This window comes from Ignavibacteriales bacterium (assembly GCA_016709155.1).
In the GTDB taxonomy this organism is placed as follows: domain Bacteria; phylum Bacteroidota; class Ignavibacteria; order Ignavibacteriales; family Ignavibacteriaceae; genus JADJEI01.
On the sequence record JADJEI010000001.1, the window covers coordinates 1,391,588 to 1,417,104 of the forward strand.

The 25,517-nt window shown below is 36.5% G+C and carries 19 protein-coding genes; 9 read left to right on the top strand and 10 right to left on the bottom strand.

All coding sequences use genetic code 11. The annotated features are described in order from the left end of the window. Nucleotides 1–138: 138 nt before the first annotated feature. The 6 genes from IPH11_06815 to IPH11_06840 form a co-directional block, all read right to left on the bottom strand. Nucleotides 139–732, bottom strand: coding sequence for an ASPIC/UnbV domain-containing protein (locus IPH11_06815; GenBank protein MBK6913370.1), 594 nt, complete (start codon nt 730–732; stop codon nt 139–141). Further along, entirely contained in the window at nt 672–3,089 is a 2,418-nt protein-coding gene (locus tag IPH11_06820; protein MBK6913371.1) for a VCBS repeat-containing protein, read from the bottom strand. The genes IPH11_06815 and IPH11_06820 overlap by 61 nt, the downstream gene beginning before the upstream one ends. Nucleotides 3,090–3,459: 370 nt before the next feature. After that, nucleotides 3,460–4,443, bottom strand: coding sequence for a hypothetical protein (locus IPH11_06825; protein MBK6913372.1), 984 nt, complete (start codon nt 4,441–4,443; stop codon nt 3,460–3,462). A gap of 116 nt (nt 4,444–4,559) precedes the next feature. After that, nucleotides 4,560–6,011 (bottom strand): glycosyltransferase family 2 protein, encoded by a 1,452-nt coding sequence (locus tag IPH11_06830; protein ID MBK6913373.1) that lies wholly within the window; start codon nt 6,009–6,011, stop codon nt 4,560–4,562. Continuing rightward, entirely contained in the window at nt 6,004–7,122 is a 1,119-nt protein-coding gene (locus IPH11_06835; GenBank protein MBK6913374.1) for a glycosyltransferase family 4 protein, read from the bottom strand. Before IPH11_06835 ends, IPH11_06830 begins: the two co-directional genes overlap by 8 nt. Nucleotides 7,123–7,130: 8 nt before the next feature. After that, nucleotides 7,131–8,489, bottom strand: a complete 1,359-nt coding sequence (locus IPH11_06840) for a SpoIID/LytB domain-containing protein (GenBank protein MBK6913375.1) — start codon at nt 8,487–8,489, stop codon at nt 7,131–7,133. Nucleotides 8,490–8,633: 144 nt separating this feature from the next. On the opposite strand from IPH11_06840, the gene rocF reads away from it, so the two are divergent. Then, complete coding sequence (rocF, locus tag IPH11_06845) at nt 8,634–9,551, top strand: arginase (GenBank protein ID MBK6913376.1); 918 nt, start codon at nt 8,634–8,636, stop codon at nt 9,549–9,551. Further along, the gene (locus IPH11_06850) at nt 9,548–10,048 is read left to right on the top strand and encodes a hypothetical protein (protein MBK6913377.1); all 501 of its coding nucleotides are present in this window, start codon (nt 9,548–9,550) and stop codon (nt 10,046–10,048) included. Before rocF ends, IPH11_06850 begins: the two co-directional genes overlap by 4 nt. Before the next feature lie 2 nt (nt 10,049–10,050). On the opposite strand, the gene IPH11_06855 is transcribed toward IPH11_06850, so the two are convergent. Further along, the gene (locus tag IPH11_06855) at nt 10,051–11,226 is read right to left on the bottom strand and encodes an anti-sigma factor (GenBank protein MBK6913378.1); all 1,176 of its coding nucleotides are present in this window, start codon (nt 11,224–11,226) and stop codon (nt 10,051–10,053) included. Next, nucleotides 11,223–11,654 carry a sigma-70 family RNA polymerase sigma factor gene (locus IPH11_06860; protein MBK6913379.1) on the bottom strand — a complete coding sequence of 144 codons (432 nt, stop codon included), beginning with the start codon at nt 11,652–11,654 and terminating at the stop codon, nt 11,223–11,225. The genes IPH11_06855 and IPH11_06860 overlap by 4 nt, the downstream gene beginning before the upstream one ends. 326 nt (nt 11,655–11,980) lie before the next feature. Between IPH11_06860 and alaS the strand changes: the two genes are divergently transcribed. From alaS to IPH11_06880, 4 genes are all read left to right on the top strand, one after another. Next, nucleotides 11,981–14,566, top strand: a complete 2,586-nt coding sequence (alaS, locus tag IPH11_06865; protein MBK6913380.1) for an alanine--tRNA ligase — start codon at nt 11,981–11,983, stop codon at nt 14,564–14,566. A gap of 63 nt (nt 14,567–14,629) precedes the next feature. Continuing rightward, nucleotides 14,630–16,006, top strand: coding sequence for an oxygen-independent coproporphyrinogen III oxidase (gene hemN / locus IPH11_06870; GenBank protein MBK6913381.1), 1,377 nt, complete (start codon nt 14,630–14,632; stop codon nt 16,004–16,006). Between the two features lie 1,707 nt (nt 16,007–17,713). Then, nucleotides 17,714–18,142: a T9SS type A sorting domain-containing protein gene (locus tag IPH11_06875; GenBank protein ID MBK6913382.1), complete on the top strand. Its 429-nt coding sequence runs from the start codon at nt 17,714–17,716 to the stop codon at nt 18,140–18,142. Between the two features lie 142 nt (nt 18,143–18,284). Continuing rightward, a complete protein-coding gene (locus tag IPH11_06880; GenBank protein MBK6913383.1) occupies nt 18,285–19,388 on the top strand; it encodes a PP2C family protein-serine/threonine phosphatase in 1,104 nt (367 codons plus the stop codon). 8 nt (nt 19,389–19,396) lie between these two features. On the opposite strand, the gene IPH11_06885 is transcribed toward IPH11_06880, so the two are convergent. After that, nucleotides 19,397–20,164, bottom strand: coding sequence for a LytTR family transcriptional regulator DNA-binding domain-containing protein (locus IPH11_06885; protein MBK6913384.1), 768 nt, complete (start codon nt 20,162–20,164; stop codon nt 19,397–19,399). A gap of 273 nt (nt 20,165–20,437) precedes the next feature. Here IPH11_06885 and IPH11_06890 point away from each other — a divergent pair, with 273 nt between their 5' ends. From IPH11_06890 to ettA, 3 genes are all read left to right on the top strand, one after another. Next, complete coding sequence (locus IPH11_06890) at nt 20,438–21,172, top strand: hypothetical protein (GenBank protein MBK6913385.1); 735 nt, start codon at nt 20,438–20,440, stop codon at nt 21,170–21,172. A gap of 39 nt (nt 21,173–21,211) precedes the next feature. Next, nucleotides 21,212–22,432 carry an ammonium transporter gene (locus IPH11_06895; protein MBK6913386.1) on the top strand — a complete coding sequence of 407 codons (1,221 nt, stop codon included), beginning with the start codon at nt 21,212–21,214 and terminating at the stop codon, nt 22,430–22,432. Between the two features lie 113 nt (nt 22,433–22,545). After that, entirely contained in the window at nt 22,546–24,252 is a 1,707-nt protein-coding gene (ettA, locus tag IPH11_06900) for an energy-dependent translational throttle protein EttA (protein MBK6913387.1), read from the top strand. Nucleotides 24,253–24,300: 48 nt separating this feature from the next. Here ettA and IPH11_06905 read toward each other — a convergent pair whose 3' ends face one another. Next, nucleotides 24,301–25,512 (bottom strand): M48 family metallopeptidase, encoded by a 1,212-nt coding sequence (locus IPH11_06905; GenBank protein ID MBK6913388.1) that lies wholly within the window; start codon nt 25,510–25,512, stop codon nt 24,301–24,303. Nucleotides 25,513–25,517: the final 5 nt, after the last annotated feature.

Consider the following 25,517-nt stretch of genomic DNA (forward strand, 5'->3'; position numbering starts at 1 on the left):
CTTTGTTTTAATAAAATTCACTAACCGGCATGAGGAAGAACAGGAATTAAAAATATAGCGCTTAAATAAAAAAATCTCTCTCCACTCATAAGAGTGGAGAGAGCTAATAAATCATGAGTAATAGTGGTTAAGCACCTATTACTTCATTAAGATCATTTTCTTCAAATCGTTATAATGAATACCAGTTGATCTTTCGTCAACAGTAATTCTATAAAGATAGATACCCGAACTTAAACCCCTCCCTATATTATTAGCATCAAAATTCACTGAATAATATCCAGCACTTTGTTCACTATTTACTAAATCGGCAATCTTTTCACCAGTTACACTGAAAATTTCGATTTTGACAAAAGCATCTTCAGGTAATTGATATTTAATTACAGTAGAAGGGTTGAATGGATTTGGGAAATTCTGATCCAAACCAAACTGCTGCGGTAGTAAAATTTCCTTTGATAATTGAGGTTGAGCCAGAGTGCCCTCGGTGATAGTAAGTGTCTGATCAACTGCTACACTAGTCAAGGTAGTAACAGATCCACTTGACCATGTAACTTTAATCTCATCAATAATGCTAGAAGTACCAACACCGATAATTTGTGTTAAACTGTTCTGTGACTGGAAACTAATTTGACTATGAACAAATCTTTTAACAGTATTGCCGCCAACTGTAACTTCTATAACAGAGCCAATAGCGTCTTTATTACTTGAGACACCATTAAGTTTAATTTTATCCAATGATTAGTAGTGTTGCCACTGTTTTTCCAAAGAGTAGTTTTGGTACCGAAACCGTTTACTACGGCTATATCAGAAAAACCATCGTTATTAAAATCACCGATCGCATTGCCGTAACTTTGAGATTTATCCAGATTAATCCATGTGTAAACGGGAGTTGAAAAAGTGCCATCACCATTGTTAGCGAACAACACATTTTGGCTTTCAGGATCAGACATTCCGTTTCCATGAGAGACGCTTACGAATAAATCTAAATCACCATCATTATCATAGTCAACGAAATTACCACCCCAGCATATTTTGTTTATCAGCAAGCCAAGGGAAGATGCGACATCTGTAAATGTACCGTCGCCATTATTCTTGAGGAGACCGTTACCAACTGGACTATTTGAAACATAAATATCAACGAAACCGTCATTGTTATAATCGCCGACAGCTAATCCCATTGCAGCAAAGTGAAGATCAGCACCAGAGCTAACACTTACATCTGCAAACGTGCCATCACCATTATTTTTGAAGAGTGTGTTGCCTTGTTCAAAATCGTTAGCTAAGTATATATCCTGATATCCGTCATTATTAAAATCTAACCAGGTAACTGTCAAATTAAGGACATCAAAATTTGAAACTCCAGCAGTCGTAGTGACATCTGTAAAAGTACCGTCACCATTATTATGGTACAGGTAGTTTCCAAGACTGTTAACTCTGTTGCCGATGTAAACATCTAACCAACCATCGTTATCATAATCAGCCCAAGCTGCGGACATAGTTGAGACGTTTGCAGTTGATAAGCCCGAAGTGGCTGTGACGTCTGTAAAACTGGAAGGTGAATCGCGGCGATATAAATGACTTACATTATCAGCATTAGCTATAAATAAATCTTTATCACCGTCATTATCATAATCAACCCAGATAATGGTTCTGGAAGAAGAAGTTTCAGAAAGTCCCAATCTTGTAACAACATTCTTAAAGTCACGTGGAGTTTTGTTTCTAAAGATTTCAATATTATTACCACCTTCGGTACCTAAAGTTATATCATCAAGTCCATCTTTGTTAAAATCAACAAAACTTACACCCGCACCCATGAAATCGACATTATATGTATGGTCTATTCCGAGGTCGATTGCAACATCTCTAAAATGCTGTATTGGTGCAGCCCATGTTCCTTCAACGACATCTATAAGCTGTCCAACCGGTACATCTCTTAATACATCAACAATACCACTTGGCCATAAAATTCTAATTGAATCAATGACTGTTGCTGTACCGACACCAATCGTATTGGTTCTGCTGTTCTGTGATTCAAAACTGACGGCACTGTGAGTCGTTCTGATAAATTTACTACCTCCTTGATAAACTTCGATCACACTGCCGAAACCATCAAAATTACTTGAAGTTCCCGATAACAATATTTTTATCCAATTATTTGCACCGCCGCTATTTTGATATAGTTTGGTTTTAGTACCATTTGCATTGAGTACAACCAAATCCTGCCAGCCGTCATTATTAAAGTCACCAATCGCATTACCGTAACTGTAATCATTGTCAGTCATCAAACCAGACCCTGAATTTACAGTAAAAGTGCCATTACCGTTATTTGTATAAAACACATTAGTTCTTGCAGGATCACCGGGACCGGTAGGACCATCAGAAACTGAAACAAATAAATCGAAAAGAGTATTTCCAATGTTCAAATCATTTGCACTATATATATCCTGAAAACCATCATTATTAAAATCAAACCAAGAAACTGTTAAGTTCATTTTACCAAAATTAGCAACACCTGCAGTTGCAGTAACATCAGTAAATGTTCCGTCACCATTATTATGGTAAAGAATGTTACCTAAAGCAAAATCATGTGCACCAACATAAAGATCAAGCCATCCATCATTATCATAATCAGCCCAAGCAGCTCCGGAGAATTCTCCGATGGCTGTGCTCATACCACAGGTAGCAGTGACATCGGTGTGTGTGCCATTACCCGAGTTATGGTATAACCTAACGACTTCGTTTGCATTTACTACAAGAAGATCTCTTTCGCCATCGTTATCATAATCAGCCCACAACACTGTTTTGGAGCGGAACAATTCAGAAATTCCCATTGGAGTAACTCGATCTCTGAAATCTGTAGTTCTATTTCTAAAGATCATCATATTTTCAGTTGTTTGAGTACTCAGGGTAATATCATCTTTACCGTCCATGTTTATATCGGCAAAGCTAACCCCACCTGCAAAGAATGAACCATTCCAAGAATGATCAATCCCCATGGGGATTGCAACATCAGTGAATGTTTGTGCCTTCACACCAGCTGACACTATCAGCAGACTTAAAAGCACGAGAAAGAACGTTTGTACTGTTTTCATTTTAACCTCTCGTTAATGATTTGTGATTATTAATTGTATAAAAACTTATTTTTCGGTTACTAATTATTATTCACTAGTTGAGTGATTTATTATTTTTTGTAAAAAGGGATTTTTAAATCAATTAAGCAAAATTTGGTTAGTGATAATAGTTTATTTTGATTTAAATGTCAAATGGTTTCTAGATTTTTTTTTAAAACATTTAGAATTAGTAGAAGAGATAAAATCAAGTACTGTACCACAGAAAACGAATGATTATATCAAACTTAGCAAATTTATTTTATGTCAGATGTATCAGAATAAAAATTGATACTATAAAGAGACATTTACATTTTCGCTAACAGCGTTATAATTTCCTATAGTTGAGTTCAATTCATTTGTGAAACCAGGACTTTGCTAATTCACTAGTCTTCAAATAATTTAGAAGCAAATCAGAAATTTTACTTTTTCCCTGATCATTTGGATGAGTCCCGTCCGGTTCAAAGTCACTAATCTCCCAAACCAACCCATCACTTCTTGGAGTTAATGCATTAGCCCATAGATATGGACCCCAAAGTAAAAGTGGAGCCTGAACCGTACCTTTTAATGGATCAAAATTTAACTCAGCACTACCATTAATCTGATCGAGGATTAACCATCTTACTGCGAATCCGCTTTCGTAAGCGTAAGGTTCGGGATTTTTATCGATTAGTGCATAACCACCATAACTGCGACTCGATAAATATACAATTTTAATGTTGGGGAAATTCTGCTTAAGTCTTTGCATAGTGGTTATTAGATATTCCTTCAGTGTTTCGGTGGCTTGGGGCCAGCCAGTGCTGGGGTATGCTAAAGCTAATTTTACCCAGGCAACCTGAACTTGTTCATTCGTTAGCCCATCATTTTGAATCCTTTGTTCAAGCACTTGCCAAGGTTCGTCAGTGCCTGCCCAGTCTTCAGCAGTCATTCCAACTTGAGCTCCATTGGTGATTTCAAGAAAGGGGGAGGTTTCAGAGTCTGAATTGGCAAGAGAAATAAAATCTTTAAACTCAATCGAAGTGTTTGACATGCCGATAGAAATAAATCCGATTTTCCCATCTGAAGATGAGTCACCGTTTTCGTCCAGCGGAGTTATTTCATTAAGTATATTTTGGGCTGCGCTTATATGATCTGCGGGTGGTTCATTCGATCCATTTCCATACAATCCACCCTCCTCGCCGTTGTAGGTTTCAGAGGAACTCATATCCATTATTGGGACTAAATTACTAAAATCATTTCCAGTATTGACCGAGTTGGACTTGTTGGAACCGCATCCTGCTTGGATTACGATTACCAAAACTACTATATAAAGTAAATATTTTATTTTGTTTTTATACACAAAATTTTGATTCCTAAATTTCATTTTCTATTTCCTGAATTCTGATTATTATTTCGATTGGTTATAATTGGTAGATGCCGAGCGATAAACAAGGCACTTATTTTTTACCTTCTCCCCTATTTTTTCCTGTTTAGTATTTCATCCGTCCTTATAAAATCCTTGTACCAATTATTCTCATTTTCTTTCTCTCTGCTTAGCTGTGAATCTGTGTTATCGTGCCAGCGACGGCATAAATAAAGTGGCTCGAAAATTCTTGATATTTTATAATTTCGAATTATTTCTAATACTACTGCGTAATCTTCACCATAACTTACATTTGGAAATTGAATTTGTCTTATCAACGGTGTATAATAAGCTCGCGGTGCTCCCAGCCCATTTATTCTTAATGCATTGTTACTGCCATTGTCATCTGTCCATTCTGTGTGGTTAATAATTCCGGGGGGAATTTCATTCAATTGAAAATCAACAAGTTTATAACTTCCGATTAACATCGCGGTTTTTTCCTGATAAAATTTGGAAATTATTTTTTTTAATGTTTGGTCATCAAGATACAAATCATCACTGTCAAGCTGGACAGAAAATTTTCCGCATCTTTCATCGTTAATTGCTAAATTCCAACACCCTCCTATTTCCAACGTTCTATTTTCAGGGATAATGTGAATTACTCGCGGATCTTTTTTGTTGAAGGATTTAATGATTGAAGACGTTTTGTCATCTGAATGGTTATCAACAACAATAACATTAAACTCAAATTCTGTTTTTTGTCCAAGTGCTGATTTTATTGCATCAGCAATTGTAGCCTCACGGTTCTTTACAGGAATAATTACTGAAGCCTCATACTTGAATGACGATTCATTTATTTCAATTAGTTTTGAAGGATTGGAAATGAATGCGCCAATTTTTTTTAAATGATCTGTTACAACTTTCTCTCTTTCAATTTGAATATCCTTTTTTGATATATCCACATATTCAAATTGTTTTTCAAAATGAATTTTATCTGTTGATTTCTTTTGTAAGTAAAGCCATTCTGGAATTCTTTTTATCACTGAATTTCTGGAGGCAAATAAAACCAGCGAGTAAAAACCAGAGCAAGTTAATTCTCCAAGTTCGTTTGAATATTTTTGAAGTAAATCCCTGCTTATCAATACCATAGAGCCAAAATCGAAATCGTCTCTTACGCTGCCATATTGATAATCAATTAAAGGATTTGATTTAAAGATTTCTCCCTCCAAAATTTTATAGTCAGAGAAAGTAATTCCAGCTGAGTATGTCTCCGCAATTTTTATTAACCTAAATATTGCCTGAGTATTTATTTCAATTTGATTCTTATCGAAAACGAAAAGTGCAAAATCTGTTTTTGTCCTGTTTAATAATTCATCAACAACTAATGAACTAAAAATATTTTTAATAAGTATTTCATTAGGGGAAGCATGAATTTCTTTATCATTTTTATTTGATAAAAAAATTATCTTTTCAACCAACTCATGGGCAAGTAATTGTCTGGCTAAAATACTACCTTGCCCATTGCCCGTTGAATAAAGAAATGCTGTTATTTTTTTATTATTCATCTTGATTCAATTCCTGTTTATAAAAACGGATAACACGGTCAGTCAAAATATTTAGATCAAATTTGTTGACCGCACGCTCTCTTGCTTTCACCCCCATATGTAACCCTAATCCAGGTTCTGAAAGTAGTTTCTGAATTTTCTCTGCAAGATCGTTGGCATTTTTATTTTCAAAAAGAAATGATGTTTCTCCATCAATTGCGATGTCAAGTACTCCATCCGAATTAGAGCAAACAGATGGTTTCGCCATTGCCATGGCTTCCACCAAAGCAATTCCAAAGGCTTCCGAGTGTGAAGGAAAAACAAAAATATCCATCGCTGCTAAGACTTCCGGGGTATCGCTTCTGAATCCCGTGAATAAAATATTTTCTATACTAAGTTGAGAGGCTAATTTTATTATTTGAGTTGCATAATCATCCTCACCGTGACTGGCTTCTCCGACAATCAAAAAGCGTAATTTATCATTCTTCTCATTTAATTGTTTTGCCGCAGCGAGAAATTCTTCGTGACCTTTGCCCGGACTGAATCTTGCAAGCATTCCAATTACAATTTCATTATTTGATATTTTCAATTCGGTTCTAACTTTTTTTCTATCAACTTTTTCGGGGTCAAACCTTTCAGTATCAATTCCATTATGAAGTAAAATAATTTTATCTTCAGTCAAAGCAGTTGTTTCGAGTAGATTTTTTTTAATCACATTACTTATTGCAAAGGCTTTATTTACTCTATTGTAAATCTTGTTATGAAGGAAATCCTTTTTTTCAATAAATGAACCTACCTGTTTTGTGAAAAACAAAGGCACCTGTAATTGAAATATTTTTAGAGCCGGAACCAGAAGCCATAAGTCTTTCGAGGCTTGCGTGTGAATTAAATCAAATGCTTCTTTGCGTAATGTTAAGCCGCATTTGATGATTTCGGAAGGATTAAAATATCCGCGAAACTTTATTGCGTGTGTAAGTATTCCGGCAGCGCTTGCTTCAACATGAATTCGTGAATCCCGAATACAAAGAAGTTTCACTTCATTATTCCTTCGAATGAGCTGCTTAGCTGCTGTTAATGTAAACATCTCCATCCCCCCCCAGCTTTTTGAAAGACAGGAATATAAAATTTTCATCTTGCTGTCTAATAAATTTTTGTGATTCGTGCATTACTAAAATAATGCATCAAAATTTCGTCAAACATAAACCCCCGGTATGCCATTACTGCAGCACCAATTTGACAAAGCCCGACACCATGCCCCCATCCTGCACCCCATATTATAAATCGCATTGGAATGCTATCTCTAAGTTCTCCTCTTTCAATCACAATTGCTGAACTCAGCAAATGAGTTTTTGAAAGAACTTTTCTAATTTCCAATTCTTTACCTATAACAAAAGTTTTTTTTGAGCCTACAATTCTAAGCTTTACCAGTCTTGCAGATTTTCCTCTTTCAACAGGTTGAAGGTCAATAATGCTTCCGAAATCAATTCCGGTTTTTTGTTTTATTATGTCAGAAAGTTCCTGCTGTGTATATTCAACTTTCCAGCGGTAAAAATTTTTTGTCTCACGATCATAATCCTGCAATACTTGCGAAAGAATCCGATTATCCAATGTATTACAAAACGCAGGCGGATTTCCTTTGATCCATTTACTAGAATTTGCTTCACTGGTGAAATCGAGATTATAATTATCCGGTTCAAATTTGTAATCAAGAACAGATTTTAAATAATTATGATGAACAGGCTGCCAAACATTTTCGAATTCTTCAGTAATTCCTCCGCAGGATTGAGAATAACGGGCATCGCAAATATTTCCACTATCAGTAAGCACTTGCCCCATTGTTTGTTCGATTGCCTGGCGTGCAATTTCAGTTGTTATTTTTGTTACGCCATGAAATCTTTGGCAGTGATCATCAGAACAAACATCATAAAGCTCATGCTCCTGTTTATCATACCAAACTATTTTTTCACTTTCGCTTTTATTTTCAATTTGAGCCGGGACAGATTCAACTTCACTTTTTTCTATTGATTTATTTTCCAACTGACGCAGAAGCCAGCTTCTTGAAACAATAGCATGAGCTTTCAATAATTGCAAGGAAGATTTTGCACTCATCTCCGAAGAGATAACACTGACAAGATAATTTTCAAGAGGGAGGAAATTTATTGCAATGATCTTTTGCCCGTGCTTTAAAAGTTTAAGCTGATAAATAAACCTCTGTTTCTCTTTTCTCTCCCAATGAAATTCTTTACCGATTGGTACCTCTTTAATCAAAAACGATTCTGCAATCGGGTCTGTCGGTTCAAATATGATTTCATCACTGATTTCCATTTTATCGGATTTACTTCGGCAAATAATTCTGTCATTAATTATTTCAGCGGAAAAGGGTCCGCTGAAAATTTGTCGAAATCCGAAAGAATGAAAGTCGCCGTATAACTCAAAATCAATTTTATCGGCCGTTAAAATCCCGACAGTAATCCACGGCTCTTGTTTAAATTTTTTCATTAATAATTTCTCAAATCCACTTTTTGTGAACCAAATATAATGATAAGCGCAGAAATATTTATTCAGCAATAGATATGACTTATTAGCAAATTATTTTCAATCTCTCTAAATTGAATAAAAAGAATAATCATTTTATAAATCATAATGGTTCAAAAAGAAAAAGTAAGTATAATCGGGTTTCCTATGGATCTTGGATCCGGCAGGCGGGGTGTTGATATGGGTCCTTCAGCTCTAAGGATTGCTGAACTTAGTTCCAAGTTAATAAATCTTGGTTATGAGGTTGAAGATTTAGGAAATGTTCAAATAGAAATAATGGAACGCCAAAAAGTTACTGACGAAAAACTCAAATACTTAAATGAAATTCTAAAGACATCAAAACTATTAGCGTCAAAAGTTGAAAATATTTTAGGTAGAAATAGATTTCCATTGATAATTGGCGGTGATCATTCTATGGCAATAGGAACAATTGCAGGTATTTCGGCTCATTGTAAGAAGAACAAATTACGACTCGGTGTAATCTGGATTGACGCACACGCGGATATGAATACAGATAAAACCACTCCTTCGGGAAATATTCATGGAATGCCATTGGCGGCATGCATGGGTGTGGGAAATGAAAAGCTGGTTAATTTTTATGGATTCGCTCCAAAAGTTAAACCCGAAAATGTTGCCCTAATCGGAATCAGAAGTGTTGATAGTGAAGAAAGAAAAACAATCAAAAAACTTCAGGTACCGGTCTATACTATGTCTGATGTTGATAAGCTTGGTATTCACAGAATTATTTCGAGAGTACTGAAGCAATTCAAAGAAAAGGTTGATCATATTCACGTTAGTTTTGACGTTGATAGTGTGGATCCATCAGTAGCTCCGGGCGTTGGAACACCTGTTGCAGGGGGTTTGAGTTATCGTGAAACTCACTTACTGATGGAATCAATTGCTGAGTGCGGATGTATGTCTTCATTAGAGGTCACCGAAGTAAACCCAATTCTGGATAATAGAAATCAAAGTGCCGTATTTACAGTTGATGTTATTGCGTCAAGCATGGGGCAGCGTATTTTGTGAACAGTTCGAAAATTATTTTCCCCATCGTTATCCTTTTGCTGCTTGTATTTTATACTTTGAAATTTTTCGATGTGATTTATTTTTCTTTAGTTGAATTGGCAGCGTTCATTTTTTGTTTCTGGGGTTTTAAAAAAGCTGTGGATGGATTTAGTTCTGCTGATCGCAGAAAAGTTTTCTTCGGTACAATAATCTTTCTTTCTAGCCTGACCGTAATCATCCTTTATCATTTCGAATTTTTTACTATTAGAGAAATGATTATACCTGTAATATTAATGATACTGGGTGGGGGTTTTCTCATGCTGTTTTTTACCTCTACCGATAACATAATGCTGGCGTTTGTATCCGCTGTATTATTTGGTTTTAGTTTATTAATAGTTATAAATAGTGGCAGGGCTGATATAGTGCTTTTCTTAAAAAACCTTTGGGAGCTTATTCTAAACTTGTGGTATTTGTTCTTGTTGTTATTCGGGATAGTCTATTTATTCAATAGAAAGTGAATTCACTCAATACCCCCTTCAAATAAAATTTTACTCCCGGGTGCATCCGTCTTGTCATCAGGGTCTTCAATTAATAAAAATTTACTTCCGGGCTGAATTAAAAAATCTGAAAAAGTAAAGTTTTTAAAATCCATTCGCTGTAAAGAAGTAAAGACACTCAAGGAATAATAATCTGCTCCAACATTTCCCCAAAGATGATATGCTCTGCCCGTTTCGATAGCAGGTAATTCCGATAGCTGCAAAACACCCCTGCCTTCTGATGGATCAAGAAATACTTTGGCAAATCCGTTATCAAGTTTATTTGTTCTTTGCAGATTTACAACTCTTAATTCCCTGGAATCGAGAATGGCTTGCAAAGAGGAATTGCCTTCAAACTGAGCTGAAAGAGTTGTGATTTCCTGATTTAGATGATCAACCTGCATTTGATAATTATCTACATCCGAAGAGAACTTGAAATACATAATTACTAATCCAACAGCAACTATAAAAAACAAAACGAAAGAAATAATTTGAAACAGATAACTTTTTTTCTTCGGTGCATAATCCTCAAATGTGTTTCGTCTGCTTTCAGGCTTATAAGGTAAAACATGCTTGCTGCTTTGCGGAATATTTAATTCAGTACTTCTATCTTCTTCCTGAATATCAATTCCCGGTTCGTTAGTAATAAGCTGGGAATTTTCTTTTTGTGACTCTGCTTTTACTTTACCAACAAGTTTTTCGATTTCATTCTCAAGCTTCGTGCTTACATTTTCAAGCGATTCAACTTCCTCAAACTCATCATCAATTTTCATTAAACTTGGCGGCTCTTCATCAACCGGAAAATCTACTCCCGGGGTTTCCTCTTCAACTTGAACAGCAGGCAAGTCTTCCAAAATATTTTCTTGAATTTCGGTGGTTGGTTCACTGATAATTTCAGAATTGTTCAAAGTCGCCTGTTTCACTTTTGTCCTTATCTCGTCTTTTATCCGATAAAGTTTTCTTGCAACTTTATCTTTCAATTGAGATGGAGGGTTTTCAATTTGTAGAGTGACAGGCAGTAGTGACAAATCATTTTGAAGTGCTGCCAGCTCGGTTAGGAAAGAATCATCTTGAAATTCAGAAGAGTCCTTTAATTCAGAGAGTTTTTTCCAGCCGAAAGAAATAGCAAGTTGAAGTTCTTTTCTTTCTTCTGTAGTCATACTGCCTCCCCCTTAGATAGATTATCTCTCAAAATATTTACAGCAACTTTAATTTTGGCTTTCACCGTTTGCGGTGGGATGTGAAGTCTTGCCGCAATTTCATCAGAAGTTAATCCTTCGTAATAGGCAAGGTTAATTACGTATTGCTGGGCGTCAGTCAATTTTTTAAATGCCTTATCTATTATTTCTTTTCTATCCAGTGCCAGTTTTATCTCGGGCAATTCTGATTTTAAAATGGAGTGTGGAATTATATTCTCATCTTCAAAAGAGTCATCATATTCCGGAAGAGACGTTGAATCTTTTTGCCGGCTTAAAAAATCCAACGCTTTATTTCTTGTTAGATTAATAATCCAACTGTAAACATTTCCATTGTCGAAGTCGAATAAATTGCTTTTGCGCCAGATGATTACAAAAACATCGCTAAGAATTTCCTCACAATATTTTTCTTCCCCGAAATCTTTTTAACCATTGTAAAAAGTATTGGAGAATACCGATTGTATAATAATTCTAACGCTTTGGAATCAAATTCTGATACCTTACGCATTAGTTCTATATCTGAAAAATTGGTGCCTGTTATCATCACATTATTTAGAGAAGTTTTTATGTTACTGCAAAACTAAATTTAAGTAGCATTAAAATCAACTTTTATTAGAAAAGTTTCAACGAGATAATTATAAAACTTCGCTAATTTTATAGTTAATTTTCTTAAATCCTTATTTAGTATTTTTAACAGTTAAATAGATTAAACAACGAAATGACTTCAAATGAAATAAGACAACAATTTTTAGTTTTTTTTAAAAGTAAACAACACCGGATAGTGCCATCCTCTCCGGTTGTTCCGTATGATGACCCAACTTTGCTTTTTACAAATGCAGGGATGAATCAATTTAAAGATGTTTTTCTTAATACTGGAAAACGTGAATATCTTCGTGCAGCCGACACGCAAAAATGTATCCGCGTTTCAGGCAAACACAATGATCTTGAGGAAGTCGGGCACGATACTTATCATCATACTTTTTTTGAAATGCTTGGCAATTGGTCGTTTGGTGATTACTATAAAAAAGAAGCAATTAAATGGGCTTGGGAATTACTAACAGAAGTTTGGAAATTGCCGAAGGAAAGACTTTGGGCAACGGTTTATAAAGATGATGACGAAGCTCTTAAATTTTGGGAAACTCAAACTGATATAAATCCGAAACACATTTTAAAATTTGCAGAGAAAGATAATTTTTGGGAAATGGGTGAAACCGGTCCGTGCGGTCCGTGTTCGGAAATTCACATTAATGTTGGTGATGATTTTGATAATCCCAAATACGTAAATGCCGGCGTTCCCGAATGCATCGAAATTTGGAATCTTGTTTTCATTCAATATAACCGTGACGAATCAGGAAAACTTAATGACTTACCTGCAAAACACGTTGATACAGGGATGGGCTTCGAGCGCGTTTGTGCAGTACTTCAAAATAAAAAATCAAACTATGATACCGATGTTTTTACTCCGCTGATTAATAAAATTGAAGCGATAAGCAGCATAAAGTATAAAGCAAAAGATCACCAGATAGCAATGCGCGTAATCGCTGATCATATTCGAGCGCTTACTTTTGCAATTGCTGATGGCGCTGTGCCGGGCAATGAAGGGCGGGGCTATGTACTGCGAAGAATTTTAAGACGCGCAGCTCGTTACGGCAGAAAGTTAAAATTAAATGAACCTTTTCTTTTCCAGCTTGTGACGGTTATTTCTGAAACGATGGGGGGTGTATTCCCTGAAGTGAATGAAAAGAAAGAATACGTGCAAAAGGTAATCAAAGCTGAAGAAGAAAGTTTTAACGCTACACTTGATCGTGGGATAGAGCTGTTCGATGAAGTAATTAAAAAACTCAATCATAAAAAATTGAAAACTATTCCCGGCGAAGCGGTATTTAAACTTTATGATACATTCGGTTTTCCTGAGGACCTCACAAATATCATGGCTCAGGAAAAAGGATTTACAATTGACGAAGATGGTTTTAATAAGTTAATGGATCAGCAAAAGGAACGTGCACGCGATGCTTCAAAGGACAAGTTTGCTTCAGTTAATATTTCCGCAAACGACCTTTCGACTTTTAATCTTTTGAATAATTCTGCAACAGAATTTACAGGCTACACCGAACTAAAATCAACTGCGAAAGTCATTGGAATTAAAATCGAAAATGATAATGAGTTGATTATCCTCGATAAGTCTCCCTTCTATGTAGAATCGGGCGGACAAATAGATGACCTCGGAAAACTGATTTTCGAATCTAATTCTTTTAATGTTGTTGATGTTTTTAAAGTTGATAACAGAATTATTCATGTCATGGAGAACGACAGCAAAAATATTTTGAGACCCGGGACTGAACTGATTGCCGAAGTTGATTCAAACCGCCGATGGGATATTATGCGAAATCATTCTGCTACTCATTTCCTTCATAAAGCTTTGCGAACAATTATCGGAACTCATGTTCAGCAGGCTGGGTCTTATGTTGGGCCAGATAGACTGCGATTTGATTTTTCTCACTTCGCAAAATTGAGCACCGAAGAATTACAAGACATCGAAGCACTCGTTAATGAACAACTCCGCAGAAATCTTAAGTTGATTCATCATCGCGATACACCATTTGAACAAGCAAAGAAAATGGGCGCACTAATGTTCTTCGGTGATAAGTACGGCGACAAGGTTAATGTTGTTCAGTTCGGCGATTTTACTATGGAGTTCTGCGGCGGTACTCATGTCTACAATTCTTCGGAAATTGGTTTATTCAAAATAATCAGTGAATCTTCTGTTGCCAGCGGCGTAAGGAGAATTGAAGCGGTTACAGGTGCCGGAGTTGAAAAATATATTCATTCACAACTTGAACAACTCAAAACAGGCGAACAAAAAATCGAAGAACTTTACGAAGCTAAAAAGAAACTTGAAAAAGAAATTGCCGAATTGCGGATGAAAGATAAGCTCGGACAGCTTGATCATATCCTCTCCCTTTCATCTGAAGAAAAAGGAATAAAAATATTTAAAGGAAAAGTTCATGCCGATAGTATGGATGAACTAAAATCCTTTGGCGATGAAATGAGAAGTAAAATGGGCAGCGGTGTTGGCGTTCTAATAGCACAAATTGACGATAAAGCGGGCATTGTTGCCGTTGTCAGCGACGACCTGATCAAGCAGAAGAATCTCAGCGCCGGAAAAATTGTTGGCGAGCTTGCAAAACTTGTCGGCGGCGGAGGGGGTGGACGTGCACATCTTGCAACTGCCGGCGGTAAAGATGTTCAGCATATTGTTACGGCACTAACTAAAGTTGAAAAAATTATCTCGAAATTTTTATAGCAAAACGAAAACAATTGTAAAGAATTGCCGCCCGATAAATAATAATGATTAAATGGAGATTTTATGTTCGAAGTTGATTTAAACAAATTTAAAAAATATGACAAGCCTGGTCCACGCTACACAAGTTACCCGACGGCTCCCCAGTTCAACGAAAAATTTACGCACGAAGATTATCTTGATGAAATCATAAAGACTAATTATGGAAATAATCTCCCCGACCTTTCGCTTTATTTCCATCTTCCTTATTGCGACACTTTGTGTTATTTCTGCGGCTGCAATATGCTTATCACACGCAACCGCGACAGGATCAAAGAATACATAAAATATCTTAAAAAAGAAATTGATCTGATTCGTACTTATTTACTGCCTGACAGAAAAGTTATTCAGCATCATTGGGGCGGGGGAACTCCGACACATCTAAACCCCGATGAAATAAATGAACTTGCTTCGTACATTGCTTCCTCTTTCAACTTCAACGGGAATGCTGAAGTTAGTTGTGAAATTGACCCGCGTGAACTTAGCCGCACTCATCTCGAAGCATTGCGCAGTAACGGCTTTAACAGAATAAGCATGGGGGTGCAGGATTTTAATGATAAAGTTCAGAAAGCAGTAAATAGAATTCAACCCGAAGAAATTACACGCCGGACTGTACAGTGGGTTCGCGAGCTTGGTTTTCAAAGTATTAATCTTGATTTGATTTACGGTCTGCCTTTTCAAACGGTTGAATCATTTGCTGAGACTGTTGATAAAATAATTGATGTTTCACCGGACAGAATTGCTGTGTTTAATTATGCACACGTGCCCTGGATGAAAAAACACATGGCGCTGATTCACCCCGAAGATATTCCTGCTGCAGAAGTGAAACTGGAAATACTAAAAATGACAATTGAAAAACTTTCTTCTGCCGGATATGAATTTATTGGTATGGATCATTTTGCAAAGCCAGATGATGAACTTGCAATTGCTTTTCGTGAAAAAAAACTTTACAGAAATTTTCAGGGATACAGCACCAATGCGGGTGCCGATCTTTATGCTATGGGAATAACTTCGATCTCACAGTTAAAAAATATTTACGCTCAAAATTTTAAGACTGAAAAAGAGTATTATTTATGTCTCGATAATGAAAGGATCCCCACTACAAAAGGTTATAAATTAACCGACGATGATCATTTGCGCAGAGAAGTGATAATGAAATTAATGTGTGACTTCGAATTGAACTATCAACCTATCGAAGAAAAATTCAAAATAGATTTTAAAAAATATTTTGCTGCCGGTTTAAATAATCTTAAAGAAATGGAAGAAGACGAACTGATTGAGATTTCCGATAGCGGAATGAAAGTTAAAAATATGGGACGAATGTTGATTCGAAATATCGCGATCAATTTTGACGGCTACATAGAGCGTAAGGAAGACACTGCAAAGTATTCTCGCACTGTTTAATATTTTTTAGAACAATAAGACATAACAAAAAATAATATTGCAATATTGAAGTAGAGCATTGATATTTTTTATAGTTTAACAAGTATAAATTCATGACTTTTGAAATTTAACCCCGGAGAAAAAATGAAGCACATCTTTGCAATGAAAAGTTTCGGCATTATAAATCATTTTGTTTATTTATTCTTACTCGTTTTTCTTATTTCACCAGATTTGATTTTCCCTCAAACACAAATTAAAAAATTGGATAAACCACCGGATCCATCTGCTCATAAAGAAATAAAAAGTGATGGTTACGTTCCGATTTCAAGGGAAGATCAATTAAGGTCTCCTGCATATAAATATTTATTGAATAGTATTACTACCTCACAAGTAAATGTTGATGAAAGCGGATTAAACATTGTGGGGGATGCTGCTAATGAACCTTCAATTGCTGTGGATCGAAATGACCCGAATAAAATTGCAATAGGATGGCGGCAATTTAATTCTATCAATAACAGCTTTCGACAGGCAGGATATGGATATACTGCGGATGGTGGACAAACATGGACATTTCCCGGTGTGATCGAACCCGGCGTTTTCAGATCGGATCCTGTGCTGCGCAGCGATGCCGATGGTAATTTCTATTACAATAGTTTAACTAACGAGCCCACTTTTATGTGTCAGGTATTTAAATCAACCGATGGAGGAGCCACATGGGATGGGGGAATTTTCGCTGAGGGTGGGGATAAACAATGGATGACTATTGATAAAACTAATGGACCCGGACTTGGAAATTTTTATGCGTTTTGGACTCAAAGTTTTAGCGTTTGTTACCCGGGATTTTTTACCCGTTCAACTGATAATGGCGGAAGTTTTGAAAGCTGTACTGAAATCCCGAACTATCCCTACTGGGGTACTCTTACAGTTGGTCCCGAAGGAGAGCTTTATGTTGGTGGATCAACCGGTTCTGATTTTCTTGTCGCGAAATCAAATAATGCACAGAACTCAGGTGAAACGATTATTTGGGATTTAAGTACGCCTGTTAATCTGGATGGCTTCATCTCTTTTGGCGGTGGACCTAATCCCGGAGGTTTGCTTGGACAAACAATTATAACAGTGGATACATCAAATGGTACTTATCACGGCAACGTTTACTTATTATGTTCTGTTCAAAGAAATTCTACCTCTGACCCGCTGGATGTTATGTTTGCAAAAAGCACAGATGGAGGGGTTACTTGGAGTACTCCCATGAAAGTTAATGATGATCCCGGTACATCGGCATATCAGTGGTTTGGAACCATGTCGGTTGCACCTAATGGTCGTATTGATGTAATTTGGCTTGATACACGAGATAATCCCGGGACTTATTTATCCGCCTTATATTATTCAAATTCTAAGGATGGTGGAGAAACATGGTCATCGAATGAACGGCTTTCTGATTTTTTTGATCCTCATGTGGGCTGGCCCCAGCAGAATAAGATGGGTGATTATTTCGATATGGTTTCCGAAAACACGGGAGCACATCTGTCGTGGGCTGCTACATTCAATGGAGAGCAGGATGTTTATTATAGTTTTATTACCGATACAACTATTGTTCCAGTGGAACTTCTTTCATTCACTGCCTCTGCTGCAGCCAATGTTGTTACTCTCGAATGGTCAACTGCAACTGAATTAAATAATCACGGTTTTGAAATTGAGAGAAGCTCCGATAAAACAAATTGGAGAATAATGGGTTTTAGAGAAGGGAAAGGATCAACTTCAGAACCGCAGGAGTATTCTTATTCAGATATATTATCGGAGATAACCCCCTCCAAACTTTATTACCGATTAAAGCAAATAGATTTCAATGGCGATTTTGAATACTCAAATATTATAGAAATTGAAATTGCACCTTCAGCATTTTCGCTTGCTCAAAACTATCCCAATCCGTTTAATCCAAGCACAAATATTAGTTATCAATTACCCGCATACGGTTTTGTATCATTAAAAGTTTATGATGTATTGGGGAATGAAGTTGCAACACTTGTTAATGAAGAACAAAAAGCCGGTGTTTATTCAATTAACTTCAACGCACAGCTGTTAAGCAGCGGAGTTTATTATTATCAATTAAAAAGTGGAAATAATATTCAGACAAAGAAGATGATTCTTACAAAATAGTAAAAATCAGTAGTGGAATCGCAGTTCGCTGCGATTCCACTGTTGAACGAGGCTCCTATATTATTTACCCCCGACCGTTTATCAAAACTTTTTTGCTCCATTTGAAATATCTAACTAAGTTTTTAATAAAGATTATTTTAATTTGAACTATAACAACACCCAAAATAAAAATCAGACGTTTCATCACACACTTCGCGATGACATCAAAAAAATAAATCTTAAAAAAGATATTCAAAAAGAATACCGAAGCTTGAATGATTTTTATCTTGACCCGGATAAAAAAGTTCGGCTCGAATCGATGACCCCAATTCAAAGAGGGGTGCATAAGTTCGGCTGGTTGATAAAAAGTATGTTTCTTCATTTAACACCACTTAGACGGATTCTAGTTCTTCTTGGTGTGATTTTTTTATTCACTGGTAGAAGTATTTCCATAAATAATGAGTCGTTTTCTACTAATGAAGGATTATTTGGTGGATTGTTAATTTTATTCGTATTGTTTCTTGAGTTAAAAGATAAACTGCTTGCCAGACACGAACTTGAAGCCGGTAGAAAGGTTCAGCAGGCTTTAATGCCGGAACAAAATCCCGAAATTGCCGGGTGGAATATCTGGTTGTTTACTCGTCCTGCAAATGAGGTCGGTGGAGATCTTGTTGATTATTTACGGCTGGATGAAAACAAGACTGTTTTAACTATTGCCGATGTTGCGGGCAAGGGACTTCAGGCTGCACTGATGACTTCAAAACTGCAGGCAACAATTCGTGCACTTGCAACAGAAATTAAGTCTCTTTCAGATTTTGGTAAAAATATTAATAAAATTTTTCATCGCGATAGCCTGCCGAATTTATTTGCATCAATGCTTTTTATTCAGATTGATTCCGATTCGGGCAAAGTAAATTTTATAAATGCCGGTCACTTCCCTCCGCTTATCGTTAACGACAAAGAGATTAAAGAACTTTCCAAAGGCGATATTGCTCTTGGACTTATTTCAAATGCTGAATATAATAAGCGAACTATTTTACTCCAGCAAAATGAAATTTTTATTGCATATTCAGCTGGTGTAGTTGAGGCAAGAGATCAGTATGGCGAATTCTTCGGAATGGATAGATTTCAAGAGCTAGTACAAAAATCATCTAATAATTCGCCGGAGCAGATTGGCAAATATATCATTTCGCATCTGGAACTATTTATTGGTGATAATACTGCTGCCGATGATATATCTTTAATTATTATGAAAAGAGATACTTAGCATAGAGTTTAAACAGAAAATGTTTTCTTCATAATGTTCCCGTATCTCTGACTAATCGGAAATGGAGTGGATATGTTTTTAAGATAAACATTGTAGCTTCTAAATCCAGCCTTCTCTATCTTATCTAAAAAAAGCATGTTAACAATTGTAGCCCTATGAATTCTCAAAAAATCTTTTGCGGGCAAAGTTTCAACCCAATTTCTAATAGATTTTCTAACAATAATTTTGCAGCCATCTTCTGTAGTTACTTTAGAATATTCTTTAAATGCAGAGATACATACTATTCTCGAAAATTCTACGAGCTTTAGTTTTGTGCCGATTTTAATAAGTATGTGATCAATCTTTTTTGCATGATTTGAAAAAGCATTTTCTGTAGAAATAATCTTATCAGTTAAATTTGCCTTTATAACTTCAATCTTTCTAAGCCGTTTTTTTATTGATCTTAAAAGAGACTCGTGCCTGAGTGGTCTTACCAGTACATCATCTGCACCCATTTCCATTGCTGCTCTAATGTGCGCACTATTAGAGGTAGATGTAATTATCAGAAGCGGAATGCATTCCGTTGCTAAGTTATCATTTAACTTTTTAATAACGGCAAGTTCTTTTTCATAATCATTAATATCGCATACCATAACGTCGGGGGAATATCTCTCAGCTATTTTTAAACCATCAGATTCACCAAACGTTATATATGTGCTGTACCCAGAAGATTCCAACACATTTTGAAATTCGAAATTCTGTCCCTGGCTACTATGTATTATTAATATTTTTTTCAAATCGTAGTATATCAAATGCAACAAGATTAAAGTAATTGACTCCAAATTAGTTTTAACCTTTTAAGCAAACAATAAAATAATGTTTAATTGTAATGACCCAATCCGCACGCTTACAGCATATTTGTTGCGCTTGTTGATTTTTCAATTTAATGTAAAAAACATATTAACTAAAATTGTACAGGTAATTTTAATTTTTATGAAATACCAAAATCAAAAATTCAACCGTTTCTATTCTTCACATCTCAAAATCCACTATTTAAAAGGAAAATATTTATGATATTTAATTTTAAACAATTATTAATGGTAATTATTATCTGCGCTGCGGGCATCTCATTTGCGCAGGATCTTAGTTTAAGTGCCGGTGCTGATATTGTTAGCAGATACATTTGGCGTGGACTTAATGTAAATGATGCAGTTAATATTCAACCGGCATTAACATTATCAGTTTCAGGTTTTAGTGTTGGATTCTGGGGCTCATATAGCTTTTCTAATAATTCGGGTGATAATACTTTTGGACAGGAAGTTGATACCTGGATTGGGTACAATTATTCTTTTGAAAATGGAATGGGTATTGGTGCACTTTTAACAGACTATTATTATCCTAACACTGGAATCAAGTGGGGAAACTTTAATAACTACGATGACGTTAATGGTGCAGGCGCACATACGATTGAAACAGGACTTCTTTTAAGGGGCCCCAATTCTTTTCCAATTTCTCTGTCCGGTTTTATCAATGTTTATAATGATGCAGGCAACAACACATATTTTCAAATTGATTATCCAACATCAGTAGCAGAAGTTCCTCTTAACTTTTTTGTTGGCGCATCAGGCGGCAGTGAAGAAAATCCAGGTTACTATGGAACACAATCCTTTAACGTTATAAACGTTGGTGTTAAAGCGACAAAATATGTTAAGATTACAGAAGATTATTCTTTACCTGTTTCTCTAACATTTTTAATAAATCCAAGAACAGAAATTTCTTATCTCGTTTTTGGTTTAACGTTTTAATGGTTCAAATTATTTATCATTTATTGAAAGGACCTTTTTATGTTCGATACTGGTAGTACTGGTTTTATGCTTATTGCAACCAGCCTTGTTATGCTCATGACTCCGGGTCTTGCTTTTTTTTATGGTGGACTTGTTGGCAGAAAAAATGTTTTAGCTATAATGATACAAAGTTTTGTTTCACTTGGATGGACAACTGTACTTTGGTTTACTTTTGGTTATTCACTTTGTTTTAGCGGGGGCGAAGGAGGAATAATTGGTAATCTTAATATGGCATTTCTTGCAGGGACAGATCTCAATTCTATTTTTACTGGTAACAATCAAATACCTCTTTACGTTTTTTGTTTATACCAGATGATGTTTGCAATTATAACTCCAGCCCTAATAACCGGGGCATTTGCAAATAGAGTACGATTTCCTGCTTATATGTTTTTTCTAACTTTCTGGTTGGTGTTTGTTTACTTCCCGCTCGTTCACATGGTTTGGGGTGGTGGTTTATTAGCACAGTGGGGTGTGCTTGATTTTGCTGGTGGAATTGTTGTTCACGCAAGCGCAGGTATGGCTGCACTCGCCTCGGTATTTTATGTGGGCAAAAGAAACACTGCCGAAAGAGGTCCTCACAGTATTCCTCTTGTTGCACTAGGCACAGGATTACTTTGGTTTGGATGGTATGGATTTAATGCCGGAAGTGAACTTCAGGTTGATGCTATAACAGGACTTGCATTTTTAAATACTGATGTTGCTGCTTCATTCGCCGCTATCACCTGGTTAATTTTGGCATGGACGCTGGAGAAAAAACCAAAGTTTGTTGGTTTGATGACTGGTGCTGTTGCAGGGTTAGCCACAATTACTCCTGCTGCTGGATTTATTACAGTGCAATACGCCGCACTTATCGGAATTATTGCCGGAGTTGTTTGCTATTTTGCCGTATCACTAAAAAACAAAATGCAGTGGGATGATGCTCTTGATGTTTGGGGTGTGCATGGCGTTGGTGGATCAATTGGTGTTATTATGCTTGGACTATTCGCTACCAACAATGTAAATCCTATGGTTACAACCAATGGATTATTTATGGGTGGTGGATTCAGCTTCTTCTGGAAACAAGTTATAACAGTGACAGGGGTTTGCGTATATGCTTTCGTTTTTTCTTATGTAATGCTCTGGTTAATAAATTTTGTTACTCCGGTTAAAGTTACCAAACAAGAAGAAGAAGCCGGATTAGATAGTTCGCTTCATGGTGAAATGGCTTACGAACAGGATTAAATCCATTCCATAATTCTCATCCTCCGGTGATTAATAGTAATTACCGGAGGTTTGTTTATCATCATCCTTCCTTTCCTTATTTTTACACATTACAAAATCAAAAGAAAGATTAAATGAGCGCAGAAGTAAACAAAATTATTTACTCTATGGTTGGGGTAAGCAAATTCTATAATGCCGAAGGCACGGCAAGCCGCAACAAACCTATCCTAAAGGATATTTACCTCTCGTACTTCTACGGTGCAAAGATTGGTGTTATTGGTTTAAATGGATCGGGTAAATCATCACTGCTAAAAATTCTTGCCGGAGTTGATAATAATTTTAATGGTGAAACTGTTTTATCTCCCGGTTACACGATTGGTTATCTTGCACAAGAACCACAACTTGATGATACAAAAACTGTAAGGGAAATTGTACAGGAGGGTGTTCAAGCACTCGTTGACTTATTAAAAGAGTACGATGCAATAAATGCAAAGTTTGCAGAACCGATGGATGATGATGAAATGACAAAGCTGCTTGAACGACAAGGTGAAGTGCAGGAAAAGCTTGAAGCAATGGGCGGCTGGGATTTGGATGCACGACTTGAAATGGCAATGGATGCTTTGCGCTGTCCACCATCGGATACTTTGTGCAAAGTTCTTTCGGGAGGTGAAAGAAGACGTGTTGCACTTTGCAGATTGCTTCTTCAAAAACCGGATATTCTTTTACTCGATGAACCAACAAACCATCTTGATGCTGAAACCGTTGCGTGGTTAGAGCATCATCTGCAAAAGTATGAAGGAACAGTAATAGCGGTTACACACGATAGATATTTTCTTGATAACGTTGCTGGCTGGATACTTGAACTTGATCGCGGTGAAGGAATTCCGTGGAAAGGAAATTATTCTTCGTGGCTTGAGCAGAAACAGGAAAGACTGCGTGTTGAAGAAAAACGTGAAAGCGACAGACAGAAAACTTTACAGCGCGAACTTGAATGGATAAGAATGAGTCCGAAAGCTCGTCACGCAAAATCTCAGGCAAGAATTACTTCTTATGAAAATCTTCTTAAGGAAGAAAAAGAAAAGGGACAAAAAGATCTTGAGCTTTACATTCCAGTTGCAGAGCGACTTGGCGATATCGTAATCGAAACAGAAAAACTTAACAAAGCTTATGGCGATAATATTTTAATTGATAATTTAACTTTCTCAGTTCCTCCCGGAGCTGTTGTTGGAATTATCGGAGCGAACGGCGCTGGTAAAACAACTTTGTTCAGGATGATTACCGGACAGGAAAAACCAGATAGCGGAAATATTAAAGTTGGTGCTACAGTTAAGCTCTCTTATGTAGATCAATCGAGAGATGCATTGAATCCGGAAAAAAGTATTTGGGAATTAATCTCCAACGGAGAAGATACAATTATGCTTGGCAACAGGCAGGTAAACTCACGTGCTTATGTTGCACAGTTTAATTTTTCAGGTGCAGATCAACAGAAAAAAGTTAGTATGCTTTCCGGTGGAGAAAGAAATCGTGTGCATCTTGCAATGATGTTAAAACAAGGCGCAAATGTTATTCTGCTTGATGAACCAACAAACGATCTTGATGTAAATACTTTGCGTGCACTTGAAGAAGGAATAGAAAAATTTGCCGGATGTGTTTTGGTGATAAGTCACGATAGATGGTTTTTAGATAGAATAGCAACACACATATTAGCATTTGAAGATGAAAGCAAAGTCGTTTGGTTTGATGGGAACTATTCCGAGTACGAAGAAAAACGTAAAGAGCGATTAGGCATCACAGCAGATCAGCCGCATAGAATTAAGTACAGACATTTGACGAGAAGTTAATCACAAATTAATCTTATCCCGATTTTATTAACTTAATTTCGGGGCACATTAAATATTATGAACCCTCCCGCACTTAGGACATTTGAATGAACTTTGTTTAAAGGCTGGGGGAATCTTTATTTTTAGTCCGCAGGTACAATTAACGAATTTGAAATCATTTAACTTCATTAAAACATCACCTACTTCACGCTTGGCAGATTTCATTTCTTCAAATGTTTGCTGCGTAACGAGTGGTTGAAGTATGCCAATGCTTGCAGGATCATTTAAAGCGGACGGTGGGATTAAATCTGATTTTTTCCCTTTCACCATTTCAAAAGCCTGCTGATAATTCTTAAAGTTTGCCCCCTGCTGCAGATTTCGCAAAATTCTAATGCGCTCCGAAATTGGAGGATGCGTACTTGAGAGATCGGAAAGTTTCATGCCTTTTTTCTTCAAAGGATTGACGATGTACATGGGTGCAGTAATCTTATTAGCTTTTTGAAGATCTAAATCAGAATTAGAAATTTTTTCAAGTGCAGCAGCAAATCCTTCTGGATATCTTGTCAATCTAACTGCTGAAGCATCGGCAAGATATTCTCTTTTTCGCGAGATAGCGAAATAGAGCAGCCTTGCAAGAATGGGGGCGAGTATTGCAAGCACAAGTGCAACTATCATAATAATCAATTGTGCCTGTCCGCTGCTCTTTGATGATTTTGATTTATAACGCGAACCTCCACCGAAATACAAGCCGCGTAAAAATACTTCCGAAATGATTGTGATTGCTCCAAGCATCATTCCGGCGAATGTCATCAGAAGAACATCTCGATTAATAATGTGTGACATCTCGTGAGCAACCACCCCCTGCAGTTCGTAACGGCTTAATCGTTCAAGCAAACCGGAGGTGACCGCAATAGCTGTCTTTTCAGGCTTCACGCCTGTTGCGAATGCATTCGGCGCCGGGTCATCAATGATATAAACTTTTGGCATGTACGGAAAGCTTGAAGCTATTTTCATTTCTTCAACAACATTAAAAAGCTGCGGATGAATTTCTTGACTGACTTCTTTCGCGCCGCTGACGCCGAGAAGAATTTTACTGCCGCCAAAATAACTAACTGTAGAAAGGATTGACCAAAGTATTAATGCGAAAAATATTCCAATAAATCCGCCTGCATCGGGTTCGTAAAAACTGCCGAATACATATCCGATGAGGATGAGCAGAAAACCCATCCCCACGAAAAGTGTCATTGACTTTCTTTTATTTGCCCGAATTAATTCCCACATAATCA